A 16,989-nucleotide genomic window follows, 5' to 3' on the forward strand; every position below is an offset into this window, starting at 1 on the left:
AACGTATTATACGGGACCTCGCGACAGAGCGCTAAAGCGCGTCGCAACTGCTCTTTAACAATTTATCAGACAATCTGTGTGGGCACTCAAAGTGACATGGATTCTTAATGTCTTCGGACAATAAATGAACACCAAGTCTCTGAGTGAACATACGTAATTCATTACGAAGTTTAATTCACGAGCATCAAACTTAAATTGAAGAGTTTGATCATGGCTCAGATTGAACGCTGGCGGCAGGCCTAACACATGCAAGTCGAGCGGTAGCACAGAGAGCTTGCTCTCGGGTGACGAGCGGCGGACGGGTGAGTAATGTCTGGGAAACTGCCTGATGGAGGGGGATAACTACTGGAAACGGTAGCTAATACCGCATAACGTCGCAAGACCAAAGTGGGGGACCTTCGGGCCTCATGCCATCAGATGTGCCCAGATGGGATTAGCTAGTAGGTGGGGTAACGGCTCACCTAGGCGACGATCCCTAGCTGGTCTGAGAGGATGACCAGCCACACTGGAACTGAGACACGGTCCAGACTCCTACGGGAGGCAGCAGTGGGGAATATTGCACAATGGGCGCAAGCCTGATGCAGCCATGCCGCGTGTGTGAAGAAGGCCTTCGGGTTGTAAAGCACTTTCAGCGGGGAGGAAGGCGGTGAGGTTAATAACCTCATCGATTGACGTTACCCGCAGAAGAAGCACCGGCTAACTCCGTGCCAGCAGCCGCGGTAATACGGAGGGTGCAAGCGTTAATCGGAATTACTGGGCGTAAAGCGCACGCAGGCGGTCTGTCAAGTCGGATGTGAAATCCCCGGGCTCAACCTGGGAACTGCATTCGAAACTGGCAGGCTAGAGTCTTGTAGAGGGGGGTAGAATTCCAGGTGTAGCGGTGAAATGCGTAGAGATCTGGAGGAATACCGGTGGCGAAGGCGGCCCCCTGGACAAAGACTGACGCTCAGGTGCGAAAGCGTGGGGAGCAAACAGGATTAGATACCCTGGTAGTCCACGCTGTAAACGATGTCGATTTGGAGGTTGTGCCCTTGAGGCGTGGCTTCCGGAGCTAACGCGTTAAATCGACCGCCTGGGGAGTACGGCCGCAAGGTTAAAACTCAAATGAATTGACGGGGGCCCGCACAAGCGGTGGAGCATGTGGTTTAATTCGATGCAACGCGAAGAACCTTACCTGGTCTTGACATCCACAGAACTTTCCAGAGATGGATTGGTGCCTTCGGGAACTGTGAGACAGGTGCTGCATGGCTGTCGTCAGCTCGTGTTGTGAAATGTTGGGTTAAGTCCCGCAACGAGCGCAACCCTTATCCTTTGTTGCCAGCGGTTAGGCCGGGAACTCAAAGGAGACTGCCAGTGATAAACTGGAGGAAGGTGGGGATGACGTCAAGTCATCATGGCCCTTACGACCAGGGCTACACACGTGCTACAATGGCATATACAAAGAGAAGCGACCTCGCGAGAGCAAGCGGACCTCATAAAGTATGTCGTAGTCCGGATTGGAGTCTGCAACTCGACTCCATGAAGTCGGAATCGCTAGTAATCGTAGATCAGAATGCTACGGTGAATACGTTCCCGGGCCTTGTACACACCGCCCGTCACACCATGGGAGTGGGTTGCAAAAGAAGTAGGTAGCTTAACCTTCGGGAGGGCGCTTACCACTTTGTGATTCATGACTGGGGTGAAGTCGTAACAAGGTAACCGTAGGGGAACCTGCGGTTGGATCACCTCCTTACCTTAAAGAACCTGCCTTTGTAGTGTCCACACAGATTGTCTGATGAAAGTAAAGAAGCAAGGCGTCTTGCGATTGAGACTTCAGTGTCCCCTTCGTCTAGAGGCCCAGGACACCGCCCTTTCACGGCGGTAACAGGGGTTCGAATCCCCTAGGGGACGCCACTTGCTGGTTCGTGAGTGAAAGACGCGTGCCGATGTATCTCAAAACTCATCTTCGGGTGATGTTTGAGATATTTGCTCTTTAAAAATCTGGATCAAGCTGAAAATTGAAACGACACACTGTTTAAGTGTGTTCGAGTCTCTCAAATTTTCGCAATCAGAAGATGGCACTGTAAAAGGTGACGTGAGCAAAGTGAAGCCAAGGCGTACCGCACGCAGCGAGCGGAGTGGACTATATGTCCATGAGCATCGCGAGTACGGAACAACGCAGGATTCACGATGCGCAACGAACCGGACAGAATAAGACATCTTCGGGTTGTGAGGTTAAGCGACTAAGCGTACACGGTGGATGCCCTGGCAGTCAGAGGCGATGAAGGACGTGCTAATCTGCGAAAAGCGTCGGTAAGGTGATATGAACCGTTATAACCGGCGATGTCCGAATGGGGAAACCCAGTGCAATTCGTTGCACTATCGTTAACTGAATACATAGGTTAACGAGGCGAACCGGGGGAACTGAAACATCTAAGTACCCCGAGGAAAAGAAATCAACCGAGATTCCCCCAGTAGCGGCGAGCGAACGGGGAGCAGCCCAGAGTCTGAATCAGCTTGTGTGTTAGTGGAACGGTCTGGAAAGTCCGACGGTACAGGGTGATAGTCCCGTACACCAAAATGCACAGGTTGTGAACTCGAAGAGTAGGGCGGGACACGTGGTATCCTGTCTGAATATGGGGGGACCATCCTCCAAGGCTAAATACTCCTGACTGACCGATAGTGAACCAGTACCGTGAGGGAAAGGCGAAAAGAACCCCGGCGAGGGGAGTGAAAAAGAACCTGAAACCGTGTACGTACAAGCAGTGGGAGCACCTTCGGGTGTGACTGCGTACCTTTTGTATAATGGGTCAGCGACTTATATTCTGTAGCAAGGTTAACCGTATAGGGGAGCCGCAGGGAAACCGAGTCTTAACTGGGCGTTAAGTTGCAGGGTATAGACCCGAAACCCGGTGATCTAGCCATGGGCAGGTTGAAGGTTGGGTAACACTAACTGGAGGACCGAACCGACTAATGTTGAAAAATTAGCGGATGACTTGTGGCTGGGGGTGAAAGGCCAATCAAACCGGGAGATAGCTGGTTCTCCCCGAAAGCTATTTAGGTAGCGCCTCGTGAACTCATCTTCGGGGGTAGAGCACTGTTTCGGCTAGGGGGTCATCCCGACTTACCAACCCGATGCAAACTACGAATACCGAAGAATGTTATCACGGGAGACACACGGCGGGTGCTAACGTCCGTCGTGAAGAGGGAAACAACCCAGACCGCCAGCTAAGGTCCCAAAGTCATGGTTAAGTGGGAAACGATGTGGGAAGGCACAGACAGCCAGGATGTTGGCTTAGAAGCAGCCATCATTTAAAGAAAGCGTAATAGCTCACTGGTCGAGTCGGCCTGCGCGGAAGATGTAACGGGGCTAAACCATGCACCGAAGCTGCGGCAGCGACACTATGTGTTGTTGGGTAGGGGAGCGTTCTGTAAGCCTGCGAAGGTGGCCTGTGAGGGTTGCTGGAGGTATCAGAAGTGCGAATGCTGACATAAGTAACGATAAAGCGGGTGAAAAGCCCGCTCGCCGGAAGACCAAGGGTTCCTGTCCAACGTTAATCGGGGCAGGGTGAGTCGACCCCTAAGGCGAGGCCGAAAGGCGTAGTCGATGGGAAACAGGTTAATATTCCTGTACTTGGTGTTACTGCGAAGGGGGGACGGAGAAGGCTATGTTAGCCGGGCGACGGTTGTCCCGGTTTAAGCATGTAGGCGGAGGTTCCAGGTAAATCCGGTACCTTTTAACGCTGAGGTGTGATGACGAGGCACTACGGTGCTGAAGTAACAAATGCCCTGCTTCCAGGAAAAGCCTCTAAGCATCAGGTAACATTAAATCGTACCCCAAACCGACACAGGTGGTCAGGTAGAGAATACCAAGGCGCTTGAGAGAACTCGGGTGAAGGAACTAGGCAAAATGGTGCCGTAACTTCGGGAGAAGGCACGCTGGTGTGTAGGTGAAGTCCCTGCGGACGGAGCTGAGACCAGTCGAAGATACCAGCTGGCTGCAACTGTTTATTAAAAACACAGCACTGTGCAAACACGAAAGTGGACGTATACGGTGTGACGCCTGCCCGGTGCCGGAAGGTTAATTGATGGGGTTATCCGTAAGGAGAAGCTCTTGATCGAAGCCCCGGTAAACGGCGGCCGTAACTATAACGGTCCTAAGGTAGCGAAATTCCTTGTCGGGTAAGTTCCGACCTGCACGAATGGCGTAATGATGGCCAGGCTGTCTCCACCCGAGACTCAGTGAAATTGAACTCGCTGTGAAGATGCAGTGTACCCGCGGCAAGACGGAAAGACCCCGTGAACCTTTACTATAGCTTGACACTGAACATTGAGCCTTGATGTGTAGGATAGGTGGGAGGCTTTGAAGCGTGGACGCCAGTCTGCGTGGAGCCAACCTTGAAATACCACCCTTTAATGTTTGATGTTCTAACGTTGGCCCCTTATCGGGGTTGCGGACAGTGTCTGGTGGGTAGTTTGACTGGGGCGGTCTCCTCCCAAAGAGTAACGGAGGAGCACGAAGGTTAGCTAATCCTGGTCGGACATCAGGAGGTTAGTGCAATGGCATAAGCTAGCTTGACTGCGAGCGTGACGGCGCGAGCAGGTGCGAAAGCAGGTCATAGTGATCCGGTGGTTCTGAATGGAAGGGCCATCGCTCAACGGATAAAAGGTACTCCGGGGATAACAGGCTGATACCGCCCAAGAGTTCATATCGACGGCGGTGTTTGGCACCTCGATGTCGGCTCATCACATCCTGGGGCTGAAGTAGGTCCCAAGGGTATGGCTGTTCGCCATTTAAAGTGGTACGCGAGCTGGGTTTAGAACGTCGTGAGACAGTTCGGTCCCTATCTGCCGTGGGCGCTGGAGAATTGAGGGGGGCTGCTCCTAGTACGAGAGGACCGGAGTGGACGCATCACTGGTGTTCGGGTTGTCATGCCAATGGCACTGCCCGGTAGCTAAATGCGGAAGAGATAAGTGCTGAAAGCATCTAAGCACGAAACTTGCCCCGAGATGAGTTCTCCCTGAGACTATAAGTCTCCTGAAGGAACGTTGAAGACGACGACGTTGATAGGCCGGGTGTGTAAGCGCAGCGATGCGTTGAGCTAACCGGTACTAATGAACCGTGAGGCTTAACCTTACAACGCCGAAGCTGTTTTGGCGGATTTGAGAGAAGATTTTCAGCTCTGATACAGATTAATCGATGCGTCCGTGAGACGTGTTGAAAACAGAATTTGCCTGGCGGCGATAGCGCGGTGGTCCCACCTGACCCCATGCCGAACTCAGAAGTGAAACGCCGTAGCGCCGATGGTAGTGTGGGGTCTCCCCATGTGAGAGTAGGGAACTGCCAGGCATCAAACAAGTAAAAAGCCCATCCTGCCGGATGGGCTTTTTGCGTTTCAGTGGTCCGGCAACCGTGCCGGCATGTCTCCCCGGTGGCGCTGCGCTTACCGGGGCTACAAAACCGTACCCCGGACAAAGTGCGCAGCACCGCCTCCGGCGAAAATTACGCCATGCCCGCTCCATTATCTCCTTTCAACGCAAAATAAAACCCCGTCATGGTAATCCCTTCATCATAATCTACTTTTTCCTTGCCCCTGCGCTGGCGTTAATCGCGAAAACCACTCTTACGAAAAAAAATGTGAATACAGTCACATATAAAGATATAACAATTATATAACATTTAGTTCACTAACTAATTTGTCTACGTGACGTGGTACGCCCGACAAGACAGATTGCAGTCTTTGCTGGAGCAATATAACAATGACAGAAAGTAGCATTACCGAACGGGGCGCGCCGGATCAGGCCGATACCCGTCGTCGTATTTGGGCAATAGTTGGCGCTTCCTCGGGGAATCTGGTTGAGTGGTTTGATTTTTACGTTTATTCATTCTGCTCGCTCTATTTCGCCCATATCTTTTTTCCATCTGGCAATACCACCACCCAACTGCTGCAGACGGCAGGCGTATTTGCCGCCGGATTCCTGATGCGTCCCATCGGCGGATGGCTGTTTGGTCGAATCGCCGACCGCCGCGGACGTAAAGCCTCTATGCTTATCTCGGTGTGCATGATGTGCTTTGGCTCACTGGTGATTGCCTGTCTGCCGGGTTATGCGGTCATCGGCACCTGGGCCCCGGCGCTGCTGCTGCTGGCGCGTCTGTTCCAGGGGCTGTCTGTTGGCGGAGAATACGGCACCAGTGCGACCTATATGAGTGAAGTCGCGGTGGAAGGTAAGAAAGGCTTCTATGCCTCCTTCCAGTACGTTACGCTGATTGGCGGTCAACTGCTGGCGGTATTAGTGGTTGTCGCGCTCCAGCAGGTGCTCAGCGATGAAGATCTCCATGCCTGGGGATGGCGTATTCCTTTTGCTCTTGGGGCGGTACTGGCTATCGTCGCGCTGTGGCTGCGTCGCCAGCTGGACGAAACCTCAAAGCAGGAGACCCGGGCGCTGAAAGAGGCTGGATCATTTAAAGGGTTGTGGCGCAATCGCCGGGCCTTCGTGATGGTGTTGGGCTTTACCGCCGCCGGATCGCTGACCTTCTACACCTTTACTACCTATATGCAAAAGTATCTGGTCAACACGGCGGGCATGACGGCTAGCACCGCCAGCGTGATCATGACCGCGGCGCTATTCGTTTATATGCTGGTTCAGCCGCTGTTCGGCGCCTTTTCGGATAAAGTTGGCCGTCGCACCTCCATGCTGTGCTTTGGCGTGCTGGCGACGTTATTTACCGTGCCTATTCTCAGTGCTCTGCAGAAGGTGAGCTCACCGTATGCCGCCTTCGGACTGGTGATCTGCGCCTTGCTGATCGTCAGTTTCTATACCTCTATCAGCGGCATCCTGAAAGCAGAGATGTTCCCGGCTCAGGTCCGCGCGCTTGGGGTAGGGCTTTCCTATGCCGTCGCGAACGCGCTGTTCGGCGGCTCTGCGGAGTATGTCGCGCTGTCGCTTAAGTCGGCGGGGATAGAGCACGCGTTCTACTGGTATGTGACGGTGATGGCGGCCATCGCCTTCCTGGTTTCCCTGATGCTGCATCGCAAGGGAAAAGGCCTGCGCCTGTAACGCTTACTGGTGCGCCAGTTGCCACACAGCATAGCCGGTGGTCGCGCCGGCGACATCCCAGGCGAAATCTTTCCAGCTCCAGCCGCTCCCTGCCGGGCGGCTGTCCCAAAGCTCTTTTGACGCGCCAAGACTGATGGAAAACATCAGGCCAATGGCGGCGCTGCGGTCCCGGCTGTAACCCTGATGTTGCGCATACTCATTGCCGGCGGCAGACAGCATCGCCGAGGCCAGAAAATGCTGGGCTTTGTCCTGACCGGACCATGCATCATTTGCCATGTGGCTGCAGCCCGTTAACAGCAGCGATGTCATCACTATTATCGAACGCATAGCGCTTCCAGAAAAAAGCCCCGTCGACGCGGGGCTGATAGTCAGAGAATACGGCTGATCAACCGGTCAATGCGGATCCGTCGCAGGCGGCGGATCAGTTTTCGCACTTTCACCGGATAGTCGGCGATACTTTGCAGATCCCGATAATGTTTCACTACCGTGGTGTGGGTGCGGATGAGCTTCAGCTCTTTTTCCCGCATGGCCCCCAGCTGCCGCTTTGGATCGTGGATCAGAATGGCGTTTTCCAGATCGAGCCGCCAGGCGCGTGGGTTAAGGTTGTTGCCAGTGAGCAGCATCCACTCATCGTCAACCCACATGCCTTTCAGATGGTAGCTGTTATCGTCATCCTTCCACAGGCGAACGATCAGCTGATCGGTATTGACATAATATTGCAGTCGGCTGAGGAAACGCCGCAGGTTGATCTCATACAGATAGGGAAGCGCACCGATAATTTTAAACGGTTGATCTTCCGGAATGTAGAAATCGTTAGCGGTTTTATCGCCGACAATAATCTCCACCTGTTTACCGTCCCGCAGCAGCTGGATGATATTTCTCACCAGTACGGCAGGGAGGTTGAAGTAGGGGGTGCAGATCGTCAGCTTGTGCTCGGCACAAGGCATCAGGTGAAAAATAGTTTTGTTCAGCAGGCTGGATTTCCCCAGTCCTACCAGCGGGGTGACGGAGAGTTCTTCGTCACCAGCGGTGCCGACAAAATGGTAGCTGCGGTCGCGGAGCTCCTGACGGTACTGGCGAATGTCGTTTTTGATTTCCGGGCTTTTTGGCCGATCCGGTCTGTCGAGACGATTAACGCCGCGCCCCTGAACCAGATTATTGTCGACCCAGTCGAACATGACGTCCGCCATTTTGCCGTTACGGATGCACTGATAGCGGTCATAACGGTACTTGTCGTGCTGATGCAGATAAACATCGTTCAGGCTGGCGCCGCTGTAGAGGACGCTGTCATCGATAATAAAGCCTTTGAAATGGAGAACGCCGAGCGCCTCCCGGGTATTAATCGGCACGCCGTAAACGGGGATATCCACACCTGGGTTTTCATCGGCCATCCGGCAATACCAGTCGGCATTGGTGTTGGAGGCGGCGGCGCCGATACGACCACGTTGAGCACGGTGCCAGTCTACCAGAACGCGGACATCCAGTTCCGGACGCTGGCGTTTGGCGTCGTAGAGAGCCTGCAAAATTCCTTTTCCGCCATCATCTTGCTCCAGGTAGAGCGCAATAATGCATATACGCTGAGTGGCGTGGGCAATCCGGGTCAGTAACGCTTCCCTGAAATCCGCAGGGGCGTAAAAGAACTCTACATCATCAACTGACTGAGAAAGCTTAGGGAGTTGGGCAAGGTGTTGTTGATGTTTATTACGCTTAAATTTTGACAACATCACAGTGCGTTTCTTCTCTGTTTATTGAAGGGTCTTCTGTACCATGCAGACGACGTAAGCGGGCAATAATACCATTACTACCCGCTAATGTGGTCAACAATTGCGGTCAGCGTGGCGCGATTATCCCTGATTCAGGGGCAGCGATAGACTGACAATCCCATCTTCCAGCTGAATATCAACGGTGAATCCCAGCTTTCTGGCCAGGCCGATCATGCCTCTGTTATTCGGCATCGTAATGCCATTAAGGCGTTGCAGGCCATGGCTTTGCGTATAGGCGATCAGCTTTTCCAGCAGCCTTCGCCCCAGGCCTAACCCTTTTAAATCTGAACGGACCAGAACGGCAAACTCGGCGTCAATATTGTCGGGATCGGAGATCGCCCGCGTCACGCCGAGAATTTCGCTTTTCTCTGCGGTGGTCCTGACGGCAACAAACGCCATTTCACGATCGTAGTCGATCTGCGTCATATTGGCTAAATCGTCGTGGGTAAATTCGTTGATCTCACTAAAATAGCGATAATAGAGATCTTCTTTGGTGACCTGAGCGATAAACGCGAGCAGCTGCGGCTCATCTTCCGGAAGGATCGGCCGAAACAGGCAGCGATCGCCATTTTTCATTACCACCCACTCCTCCTGCTGGTGCGGATAGGGACGAATCGCAAGGCGGCTTTCACTGTCGCCGTCAAAGGGGGCCAGGCCTAGCGTGACGTCCAGCGCCGTAAACTCGTTGCCGGAGGCGAGCAGGGGATGAATGTCCAGGCGCTGGATCTCCGGGCAGTCGACGATCAGATTCGATACCTGAACCAGCAGCTGGCTCAGGCCCGCGATATCCAGCGGGCGCAATGCGCTGCGACCGCGGATCTTTTTATTTTTGATCGCCTGGATCACCAGATAACGCGCCAGGTTCATATTCAACGGCGGCAGCGCCACCGCGGCCTGATCCTCGGCCCGCCACTCCACGCCGCCTTCGCCCAGCATAATCAACGGGCCGAAGACGGGATCGTGTTCAACCACCACTCTCAGCTCCTGGGCGCCGGCGCGATTAGCCATACTCTGCACCAGCAGACCATGGATGCGCGCCTGGGGCCAGGCCAGTCTGACGCGATCGATCATCGCATCTGCCGCCTGCTGCACCTCGGCGGCGGTACGCAGATAGAGCATGACCCCCTGTACTTCCGATTTGTGCGGGATATCCGGAGAACGCAGCTTCAGCGCGACCGGATAGCCTATCTGCTCAGCGATATGCACTGCTTCTGCGCTGTCAGCGGCAATCCATGTCGGCAGAGTATGGATGCCATAGGCCCGGAGCACCGGGCTGACCTCATGGGTATCCAGCGTGGTGGCGCCGTCATCTATCGCTTGCTGCAGCAGAGCATGCGCTTCGCTGGTATTGGCGGTTAACGAATCCGGTAGCACCGGCGTCTCGCGCAGTTGTTTCTGGTTGCGACGGTATTCCACCATATGCATAAAAGCGGTGATCGTGCCCTCTGGCGTACGGTAGGTTGGGAGGCCGGCATCGCTGAATAAACGTCGCGCTTCCTGCGAGGAAAATTCGCCGCACCAGTTGGTCAGCACGGTGACATATTTACCGCGCGGATGATGCTTCAGAGCGTCAATCAGGGCCAGCGCACTCTCCGTGCCCGGCGCGGCCGCGCTGGGCGAGTGGATCACCAGCAGCGCGTCATAGTCCTGACTGTCGAGCAAAATATTCACGGCCTGCTGATAATGTTCGCTGCTGGCATCATCCCGCAGATCTAATGGGTTGGCGATCTCGACGCCAACCGGCAACGCCTGGCGCAGGGCGTCGCGGGTTTCCTCGCTGAGGACCGCCAGTTTGCCATTACGCAGCCAGAGTTCATCCAGCGCCAGTGCCGCCGGTGCCGCGCCATTGCTGACGATCATCAGCTTTTCACCACGCAGCGGGCGCATATGGCTGAGCGTTTCCACGGCGGAGAACAGCTCATGGGTGTCCTGCACCCGCAGCAGGCCAGCACGCTGAATGGCTGCATCCCATGCCGGATCCATCCCGGAGTTGACGTGCAACAGCTTTTGCGCCGCGGGACTACGGCCGCTTTTAATCACCAGGATAGGCTTGTTTCGCGAAGCGCTGCGCGCGGCGGAGACAAACCGACGCGCGTCGCTAAGATGCTCGAGGTAAAGCAAAATGGCGCTGGTCTTGCTGTCGCGGGCCAGAAAGTCCAGCAGGTCATCGACATCAATGTCCAGGCTATCGCCCAGCGCGATGAAGTAGGAAAACCCCATCTCGCGCTGCTGCGCCCAGTCAAGGATGGTATTAGAGACGGCGGCCGACTGCGAGATAAAGGCCAGTTTACCGCGATGGATCGCGACCGGCGAGAAGCTGGCGTTCAGGCCTTGCCACGGCGCCAGCAGTCCCAGGCTGTTCGGGCCGAGCAGGCGCATCTGATAGCGCGCGGCGCATTCGAGCAGCGCCGGATACTGTTCCGGCTGCGAAGAGAGAATGATGCAGGTTTTACACCCTTTCTGCCCTAAGGCTTCGAGCAATTCGATATTACGCCGGGCGTTAGTACAGAGCACCGCCAGATCCGGCGTAAACGGCAGGCTCTCAATCGTGGGCCATGCCAGCACCCCGAGCACCGCCTTCCAGGCGGGGGTCACCGGCAGTACCGGGCCATTGAAACCGCCGGCTAACAGGTTGCGCATCATGAGATAGCCAGCGCGCTGCGGCTTCATTGATGCGCCAATAACGGCGATGGACTTTGGTCGCAGCAGTGCTTCCAGGCCTCGTTGGCTCATACCGGTCTCCTTTCATCCCAGTGACCGAATGATTTTAAACGTTTTCCACCTGGTCCGCTGTGATACTGCCCTTATGCTGGGTTTTTCCCGCCAGATAGCGGGTCCGGAAGCGGGTGAAGTGCTCGCCAAGCGCAGCGGCGGCCGGGGAATCTCCCGCCAAATCCAGCAGGGCGATGGCCACTTCCGCGGTACAGTATTGTCCGTCGGCGTGCGCCTCGCGCAGATGGTAGGCAGAGATGCGTGACAGATCGACGGAGATTATCGGCAGCGCGTCAAGATAAGGACTCTTGCGGAACATTTTGCGCGCTTCGGTCCAGGTGCCGTCGAGCATAATAAACAGCGGCGGCTTGCCGGACGGCGGCGCGCTCAGGACCTGGCGCTCCGGCCCGGCATAGGAGGCAGGGAAAACCACCATCGGTTGATAATCAGGATGCGCGACCAGATCGAGCAGCGCCTGCGGCGGCTCGGTTCTCGACCATTGATAAGCCTCGGTATCAGGCAGAATATCGGCGATGAGCCGGCCGGTGTTGCTGGGCTTCATCGGTTCCGTATCAAACATCACCAGGCAGAAGCGGCTGGTGGCCTGCGCGGGCACTAACGTCGCGCACAGGCACTGCTTGAGCGGCAGCAGGCAGCGCTGACAGCGGCGGATGCGGTTGCCGCGAGCAAGGAAAGGCCGGGTAGCACGCGCGAGGCGTTCAGCGCGCAGGCGAAGGACTGCGTTTTCAATCATGGGAGTCGCTAGAGAAAAACGCTATTGTCGCAGAGGTGAAAACGGGGCACAAGCGGTGCCCCGGAAGGATTACTGTTGGCCGGCTTCGTTCAGCCAGCTATCAAATGGCGCTTTTGGCACCGCGCCATTGAGCATGTCGATCACTTCGCCATTTTTGAACATCATAATGGTCGGGATGCTGCGGATACGAAACCGGGCGCTAAGCTCACGTTCCGCTTCGGTGTTGACTTTCACAAAACGCATCTTCCCGCTACGCTCTTCCGCGACATCTTCAAAGATCGGCGCGAAGCTACGGCAGGGGCCGCACCATGGCGCCCAGAAATCGACAACGACCGGCAGATCGTCCTTTAAGAGTTTATCCAGCGTTGCCCCGGTCGCGTTGATGACGTCGCCGTCAAAAAGATCGTGACCGCAGCGTCCGCACTTTGCGCCATCCGCGCTACGATCGTCCGGGAGGCGGTTCAGAGCCTGACAACTGGCACAAACGGTATTCATAACTAACCTCTGGTTATGGGTTGCAACGTGGCACGTGGCCGATATGTTTCTGTGATGTTACATATTATCGATTAAGTGTTATTTAAGGACAATGCGTTTTGTTCGATGAGTGCAATAGAGGCCGGCTTTTAAACGAAATCATGGCGAAGCGATGACACATCGGGTAATCTGCGCGCTTCGCGCAGCGCAGGTGGAGAAAATTGATGAGCGACGAACTGAAAAATAAAAGCGGCAAGGTCAAAGTGATGTATGTCCGCAGTGATGATGATTCTGACAAACGCACCCATAACCCACGTACCGGGAAAGGGGGAGGTCGTCCAGGAAAATCTCGTGTTGACGGCCGCAGCCGCCCTGCGCGTGACGAACGAAACAGCCGCGGCGACGATCGCAAACGTGACGACCGTAAGCGTGACGATCGCAAGCGCGATGATTTTCATCGTGACGATGCGTCTCCGTGGCGTACCGTTTCCCGTGCTCCTGGCGATGAGACGCCGGTAAAAGAAGATCACGGCGGGATCAGCGGGAAGAGCTTTATCGATCCGGAAGTGCTGCGTCGTCAGCGTGCGGAAGAGACCCGCGTGTATGGCGAAAACGCCTGCCAGGCGCTGTTCCAGAGCCGTCCGGAAGCTATCGTTCGCGCCTGGTTTATTCAGAGCGTCACGCCCCGCTTTAAAGAGGCGCTGCGCTGGATGGCGGCCAACCGTAAAGCCTATCATGTGGTGGACGAAGCCGAACTGGCGAAAGCTTCCGGCACCGAGCACCACGGCGGGGTCTGCTTCCTGATCAAAAAACGCCACGGCACCTCTGTTGCCCAGTGGGTCGCGAAGGCGGCAGAAGAAGATTGCGTTCTGGCGCTGGAAGACGTGGGTAACCCGCACAACCTCGGGGCGATCATGCGCAGCTGCGCGCACTTCGGCGTGAAGGGCGTGGTGGTTCAGGATGCTGGCGTGCTGGAGTCCGGGGCGGCGATCCGTACGGCGGAGGGCGGGGCGGAGCATGTTGAACCGATCACCGGCGACAGCTTTATCGATACCCTGGATCAGTTCCGCAAAGCGGGCTACGCGATTGTCTCAACGTCCAGCCATAATGGTACGCCGCTTTTTAAAGCCGAGCTGCCGAAGAAAATGGTGCTGGTGTTAGGCCAGGAGCGTGATGGTCTGTCCGATGCGGCGATTTCCAGCTCCGATCTCAGCGTTGCCATCAACGGTACCGGCAATGTCGAAAGCCTGAACGTCTCTGTGGCGACCGGCGTCCTGCTGGCAGAATGGTGGCGTCAGAACAAGGCGTAATTCGCCTGCCTGAATGCGAAAAAGCCAGCTGATGCTGGCTTTTTTTATGGCTGTCGATCACTCGCTTTCGGCGGGGAGGACCGGCATCCAGTCGATCGGCGCTTCGCCGCGGTCAGCCAGCCACTGGTTGGTCTGTACGAAATGGTTGCTGCCAAAGAAGCCGCGATGCGCAGAGAGCGGCGATGGGTGCGGCGCCTTCAGCACGCAGTGGCGCTGACGATCGATAATCGCGCCTTTCTTCTGCGCATGAGAACCCCACAGCAGAAAGACCACCCCCTCGCAATGCTCATTGATTAACGCGATAACTTTATCGGTAAAGGTCTCCCAGCCAAGGCTGGCGTGCGAGTGCGCCTGCCCGGCGCGGACGGTCAGGACCGTATTAAGCAGAAGTACGCCCTGACGCGCCCAGCTTTCGAGATAACCGTGAGTGGGGCGAGTAAAGCCGGGGATCGTGGCCTCCAGCTCTTTGTACATGTTCAAGAGCGAGGGCGGGATCGCGACGCCCGGGCGAACCGAGAATGCCAGACCGTGGGCCTGACCCGGGCCGTGATAGGGATCCTGGCCGAGAATGACGACTTTGACGTCGCCCAGCTCGGTAAAGCGAAACGCATTGAAGACGTCTTTTTGCGGTGGGTAGATGGTGATCCCGGACTGGCGCTCTTCGGCGACGGTCTTCAGTGTATTGAGAAAATAGGGTTGTTGCTTTTCATCCGCCAGCACGTCATGCCAGGTTAAAGAGGTGGTCATCTTGCTCTCCTGCAAAGGGTCATCGCTATAGCTTAACGGCTTCTTTCTACAGAACAAAATCGGCACGGCTTGATGTGGGCTTTTATGCAAAAAAAATTGAAAATTTACAAAATTATTTATGAGACCCCATGGCCTAACTTGATGTAAAACAATAAAATCCCCCTATACCCACTTTGTGTGAGTGGTTTTTATTGATTTATATCAAGGAATGCCGAGGGTGCGGCTGATATATATACACTCATACAACAATGGTTTTACCAATTGGCCGCGAAGAGGCCAAAATCGAATAAACACTGCCTGGGAGGCATCAAATGATTACTGGTATCCAAATTACTAAAGCGGCAAACGACGACCTGCTGAACTCTTTCTGGCTGCTGGACAGCGAAAAAGGCGAAGCGCGCTGCCTGTGTGCCAAAGGTGGTTTTGCGGAAGACGACGTGGTGGCGGTGAGCAAACTGGGTGAAATCGAATACCGTGAAATTCCGGTAGACGTGAAACCAGAAGTTCGCGTGGAAGGCGGTCAGCACCTGAACGTGAACGTGCTGCGTCGCGAAACTCTGCTGGACGCGGTTGAGCACCCGGAAAAATACCCGCAGCTGACCATTCGTGTTTCCGGCTATGCGGTACGCTTCAACTCCCTGACTCCGGAACAGCAGCGCGACGTTATCGCCCGTACCTTTACCGAAAGCCTGTAAGGCTGAAGCCAGATGTGAAAACGCCGGGATGTCCCGGCGTTTTTTTTACTCTTCAGTGGACGTTGATGGCGTCCCGGCCGCGCTTGGCTTACGGCGCTTACCGATATTTTTGGTGTCGCGGTGGCGTTTCTTCACCCGCGGTTTCTCTTTTTCTTTCTCTTTTTTCTCGGCGCGCTTCGCCAATACTTTCTTCGACGGTTTACCGGTTAACTTCTCGCTCGGCGCGCGGGTTTTCGGTCGCAGTTCATCAATCACGCGGGCTTTCAGCGGTTCTTCAACGTAGCGGCCGATCTTGCCCAGCAGCAGGTGGTCATGCGCTTCAACCAGCGAAATGGCGATGCCTTTTTTACCGGCGCGGCCGGTACGACCGATACGGTGCAAATAGATATCGGCGGTGCGCGGCATGTCGAAGTTAAACACGTGGCTGACATCCGGGATATCAATACCGCGTGCGGCGACGTCGGTGGCGATCAGCACGTTCACGCGACCATCGGTCAGGCGTTTAATCGCTTCGTTGCGCTTAATCTGCACCATCTCGCCCTCCAGCCAGCAGGTGTTAATCCCTGCTTCGTGCAGCTTAGCGGCGAGTTCGTGAACGCGCTCGCGCTTACGCACGAAGACGATGGAGCGGGTTGCTTCCGGCTGCTTCAGCAAATGAATCAGCAGCGCGGTTTTATGCTCGATATCGTCGGCGCGATAGTACCACTGATGAATTTTTTTACGTTCGCGGGTCGATGGGGTAGCGGAGACTTCAACCGGCTCTTCCAGCAGGCGTTCGGCAAAATCTTTGATCGCATCGCCTTCCAGCGTGGCGGAGAACAGCATGGTCTGCTTGCGCCAGCGGGTTTCACCGGCGATGGTTTCGATATCCTGAGCAAAGCCCATGTCCAGCATGCGGTCGGCTTCATCGAGGATCAGGGTCTCGACGGCGCGGCAGTCAAAGTTCTCTTCTTTAATATACTGCAGCAGGCGACCGGTGGTAGCGACCACGATATCCTGGTTTTCGCTGAACACTTCCGCGTGGTTCATGTACGCTACGCCGCCGGTAATGGTGGCGATATCCAGATGGGTATGCTTCGCCAGCTCGCGGGCGTGGTCAGCCACCTGCATCGCCAGCTCACGGGTCGGCGTCAGGATAAGAATGCGCGGCGGCCCGGATTTCTTACGCGGGAAATCGAGCAGGTGCTGCAACGCTGGCAGCAGATACGCCGCCGTTTTACCGGTGCCGGTCGGCGCTGAACCGAGAATGTCACGGCCATCGAGCGCAGGCGGAATAGCGGCGGCCTGAATGGCTGTCGGGCGAGTGAAACCTTTATCCTGGAGGGCCTCCAGCAGGTTTTCGTCGAGTTCAAGTTCGGAAAAAGTCGTTACAGTCATGTTCTACCTCTGAGTGGGCCGCCGATTATAGACGTTACTGACGTAATGTTCATCTGTTTGTAAGGCTATCTGTTCTCCGGTATTGTGCATAGCCTTACGTTCAGGAGTTTTGTCGGCAA

The 16,989-nt window shown here is 55.4% G+C and carries 10 protein-coding genes, 1 tRNA gene and 3 rRNA genes; 7 read left to right on the forward strand and 7 right to left on the reverse strand.

Annotation, left to right across the window (positions count from 1 at the left end; all coding sequences use genetic code 11):
• Positions 1 to 192 precede the first annotated feature (192 nt).
• The 5 genes from R0140_RS05940 (at position 193) to R0140_RS05960 (ending at position 7,038) form a co-directional block, all read left to right on the forward strand.
• Positions 193 to 1,732 (forward strand): 16S ribosomal RNA (locus R0140_RS05940).
• An 85-nt stretch (positions 1,733 to 1,817) separates the two neighbouring features.
• A tRNA-Glu gene (locus R0140_RS05945) sits at positions 1,818 to 1,893 on the forward strand.
• 319 nt (positions 1,894 to 2,212) lie between these two features.
• Positions 2,213 to 5,116 (forward strand): 23S ribosomal RNA (locus tag R0140_RS05950).
• Positions 5,117 to 5,213: 97 nt separating this feature from the next.
• A 5S ribosomal RNA gene (gene rrf, locus R0140_RS05955) occupies positions 5,214 to 5,329 on the forward strand.
• Together the 16S, 23S and 5S rRNA genes with 1 tRNA gene alongside form the textbook arrangement of a ribosomal RNA operon.
• A gap of 410 nt (positions 5,330 to 5,739) precedes the next feature.
• Positions 5,740 to 7,038, forward strand: coding sequence for an MFS transporter (locus R0140_RS05960; RefSeq protein ID WP_012540846.1), 1,299 nt, complete (start codon positions 5,740 to 5,742; stop codon positions 7,036 to 7,038).
• A gap of 3 nt (positions 7,039 to 7,041) precedes the next feature.
• On the opposite strand, the gene R0140_RS05965 is transcribed toward R0140_RS05960, so the two are convergent.
• From R0140_RS05965 to trxC, 5 genes are all read right to left on the reverse strand, one after another.
• Entirely contained in the window at positions 7,042 to 7,365 is a 324-nt protein-coding gene (locus R0140_RS05965) for a YfiM family lipoprotein (RefSeq protein ID WP_008803753.1), read from the reverse strand.
• A 41-nt stretch (positions 7,366 to 7,406) separates the two neighbouring features.
• A complete protein-coding gene (gene pssA, locus R0140_RS05970; RefSeq protein ID WP_008803754.1) occupies positions 7,407 to 8,762 on the reverse strand; it encodes a CDP-diacylglycerol--serine O-phosphatidyltransferase in 1,356 nt (451 codons plus the stop codon).
• Positions 8,763 to 8,882: 120 nt separating this feature from the next.
• Positions 8,883 to 11,534, reverse strand: coding sequence for a bifunctional acetate--CoA ligase family protein/GNAT family N-acetyltransferase (locus R0140_RS05975; RefSeq protein ID WP_032755263.1), 2,652 nt, complete (start codon positions 11,532 to 11,534; stop codon positions 8,883 to 8,885).
• A 34-nt stretch (positions 11,535 to 11,568) separates the two neighbouring features.
• The gene (gene tapT, locus R0140_RS05980; protein ID WP_032740256.1) at positions 11,569 to 12,267 is read right to left on the reverse strand and encodes a tRNA-uridine aminocarboxypropyltransferase; all 699 of its coding nucleotides are present in this window, start codon (positions 12,265 to 12,267) and stop codon (positions 11,569 to 11,571) included.
• Positions 12,268 to 12,336: 69 nt separating this feature from the next.
• Entirely contained in the window at positions 12,337 to 12,762 is a 426-nt protein-coding gene (gene trxC, locus R0140_RS05985) for a thioredoxin TrxC (RefSeq protein WP_002914091.1), read from the reverse strand.
• Between the two features lie 203 nt (positions 12,763 to 12,965).
• Here trxC and R0140_RS05990 point away from each other — a divergent pair, with 203 nt between their 5' ends.
• Positions 12,966 to 14,051 (forward strand): tRNA/rRNA methyltransferase, encoded by a 1,086-nt coding sequence (locus R0140_RS05990; RefSeq protein ID WP_016161649.1) that lies wholly within the window; start codon positions 12,966 to 12,968, stop codon positions 14,049 to 14,051.
• A gap of 57 nt (positions 14,052 to 14,108) precedes the next feature.
• On the opposite strand, the gene ung is transcribed toward R0140_RS05990, so the two are convergent.
• The gene (ung, locus tag R0140_RS05995; RefSeq protein WP_012540850.1) at positions 14,109 to 14,798 is read right to left on the reverse strand and encodes a uracil-DNA glycosylase; all 690 of its coding nucleotides are present in this window, start codon (positions 14,796 to 14,798) and stop codon (positions 14,109 to 14,111) included.
• Positions 14,799 to 15,109: 311 nt separating this feature from the next.
• Here ung and grcA point away from each other — a divergent pair, with 311 nt between their 5' ends.
• Positions 15,110 to 15,493 carry an autonomous glycyl radical cofactor GrcA gene (gene grcA, locus R0140_RS06000; RefSeq protein WP_002914084.1) on the forward strand — a complete coding sequence of 128 codons (384 nt, stop codon included), beginning with the start codon at positions 15,110 to 15,112 and terminating at the stop codon, positions 15,491 to 15,493.
• A gap of 45 nt (positions 15,494 to 15,538) precedes the next feature.
• Here the strand turns inward: grcA and srmB are convergent, their stop codons facing one another.
• The gene (srmB, locus tag R0140_RS06005) at positions 15,539 to 16,870 is read right to left on the reverse strand and encodes an ATP-dependent RNA helicase SrmB (protein ID WP_012540851.1); all 1,332 of its coding nucleotides are present in this window, start codon (positions 16,868 to 16,870) and stop codon (positions 15,539 to 15,541) included.
• Positions 16,871 to 16,989: the final 119 nt, after the last annotated feature.

Origin of the sequence: Klebsiella sp. w6 (assembly GCF_033100215.1) — a bacterium.
Lineage (GTDB): Bacteria > Pseudomonadota > Gammaproteobacteria > Enterobacterales > Enterobacteriaceae > Klebsiella > Klebsiella variicola.

Coding starts and splice junctions, on each gene's coding strand:
- R0140_RS05960 (WP_012540846.1), top strand. CDS start 5,740: ATGACAGAAAGTAGCATTACCGAACGGGGCGCGCCGGATCAGGCCGAT.
- R0140_RS05965 (WP_008803753.1), bottom strand. CDS start 7,365: ATGCGTTCGATAATAGTGATGACATCGCTGCTGTTAACGGGCTGCAGC.
- pssA (WP_008803754.1), bottom strand. CDS start 8,762: ATGTTGTCAAAATTTAAGCGTAATAAACATCAACAACACCTTGCCCAA.
- R0140_RS05975 (WP_032755263.1), bottom strand. CDS start 11,534: ATGAGCCAACGAGGCCTGGAAGCACTGCTGCGACCAAAGTCCATCGCC.
- tapT (WP_032740256.1), bottom strand. CDS start 12,267: ATGATTGAAAACGCAGTCCTTCGCCTGCGCGCTGAACGCCTCGCGCGT.
- trxC (WP_002914091.1), bottom strand. CDS start 12,762: ATGAATACCGTTTGTGCCAGTTGTCAGGCTCTGAACCGCCTCCCGGAC.
- R0140_RS05990 (WP_016161649.1), top strand. CDS start 12,966: ATGAGCGACGAACTGAAAAATAAAAGCGGCAAGGTCAAAGTGATGTAT.
- ung (WP_012540850.1), bottom strand. CDS start 14,798: ATGACCACCTCTTTAACCTGGCATGACGTGCTGGCGGATGAAAAGCAA.
- grcA (WP_002914084.1), top strand. CDS start 15,110: ATGATTACTGGTATCCAAATTACTAAAGCGGCAAACGACGACCTGCTG.
- srmB (WP_012540851.1), bottom strand. CDS start 16,870: ATGACTGTAACGACTTTTTCCGAACTTGAACTCGACGAAAACCTGCTG.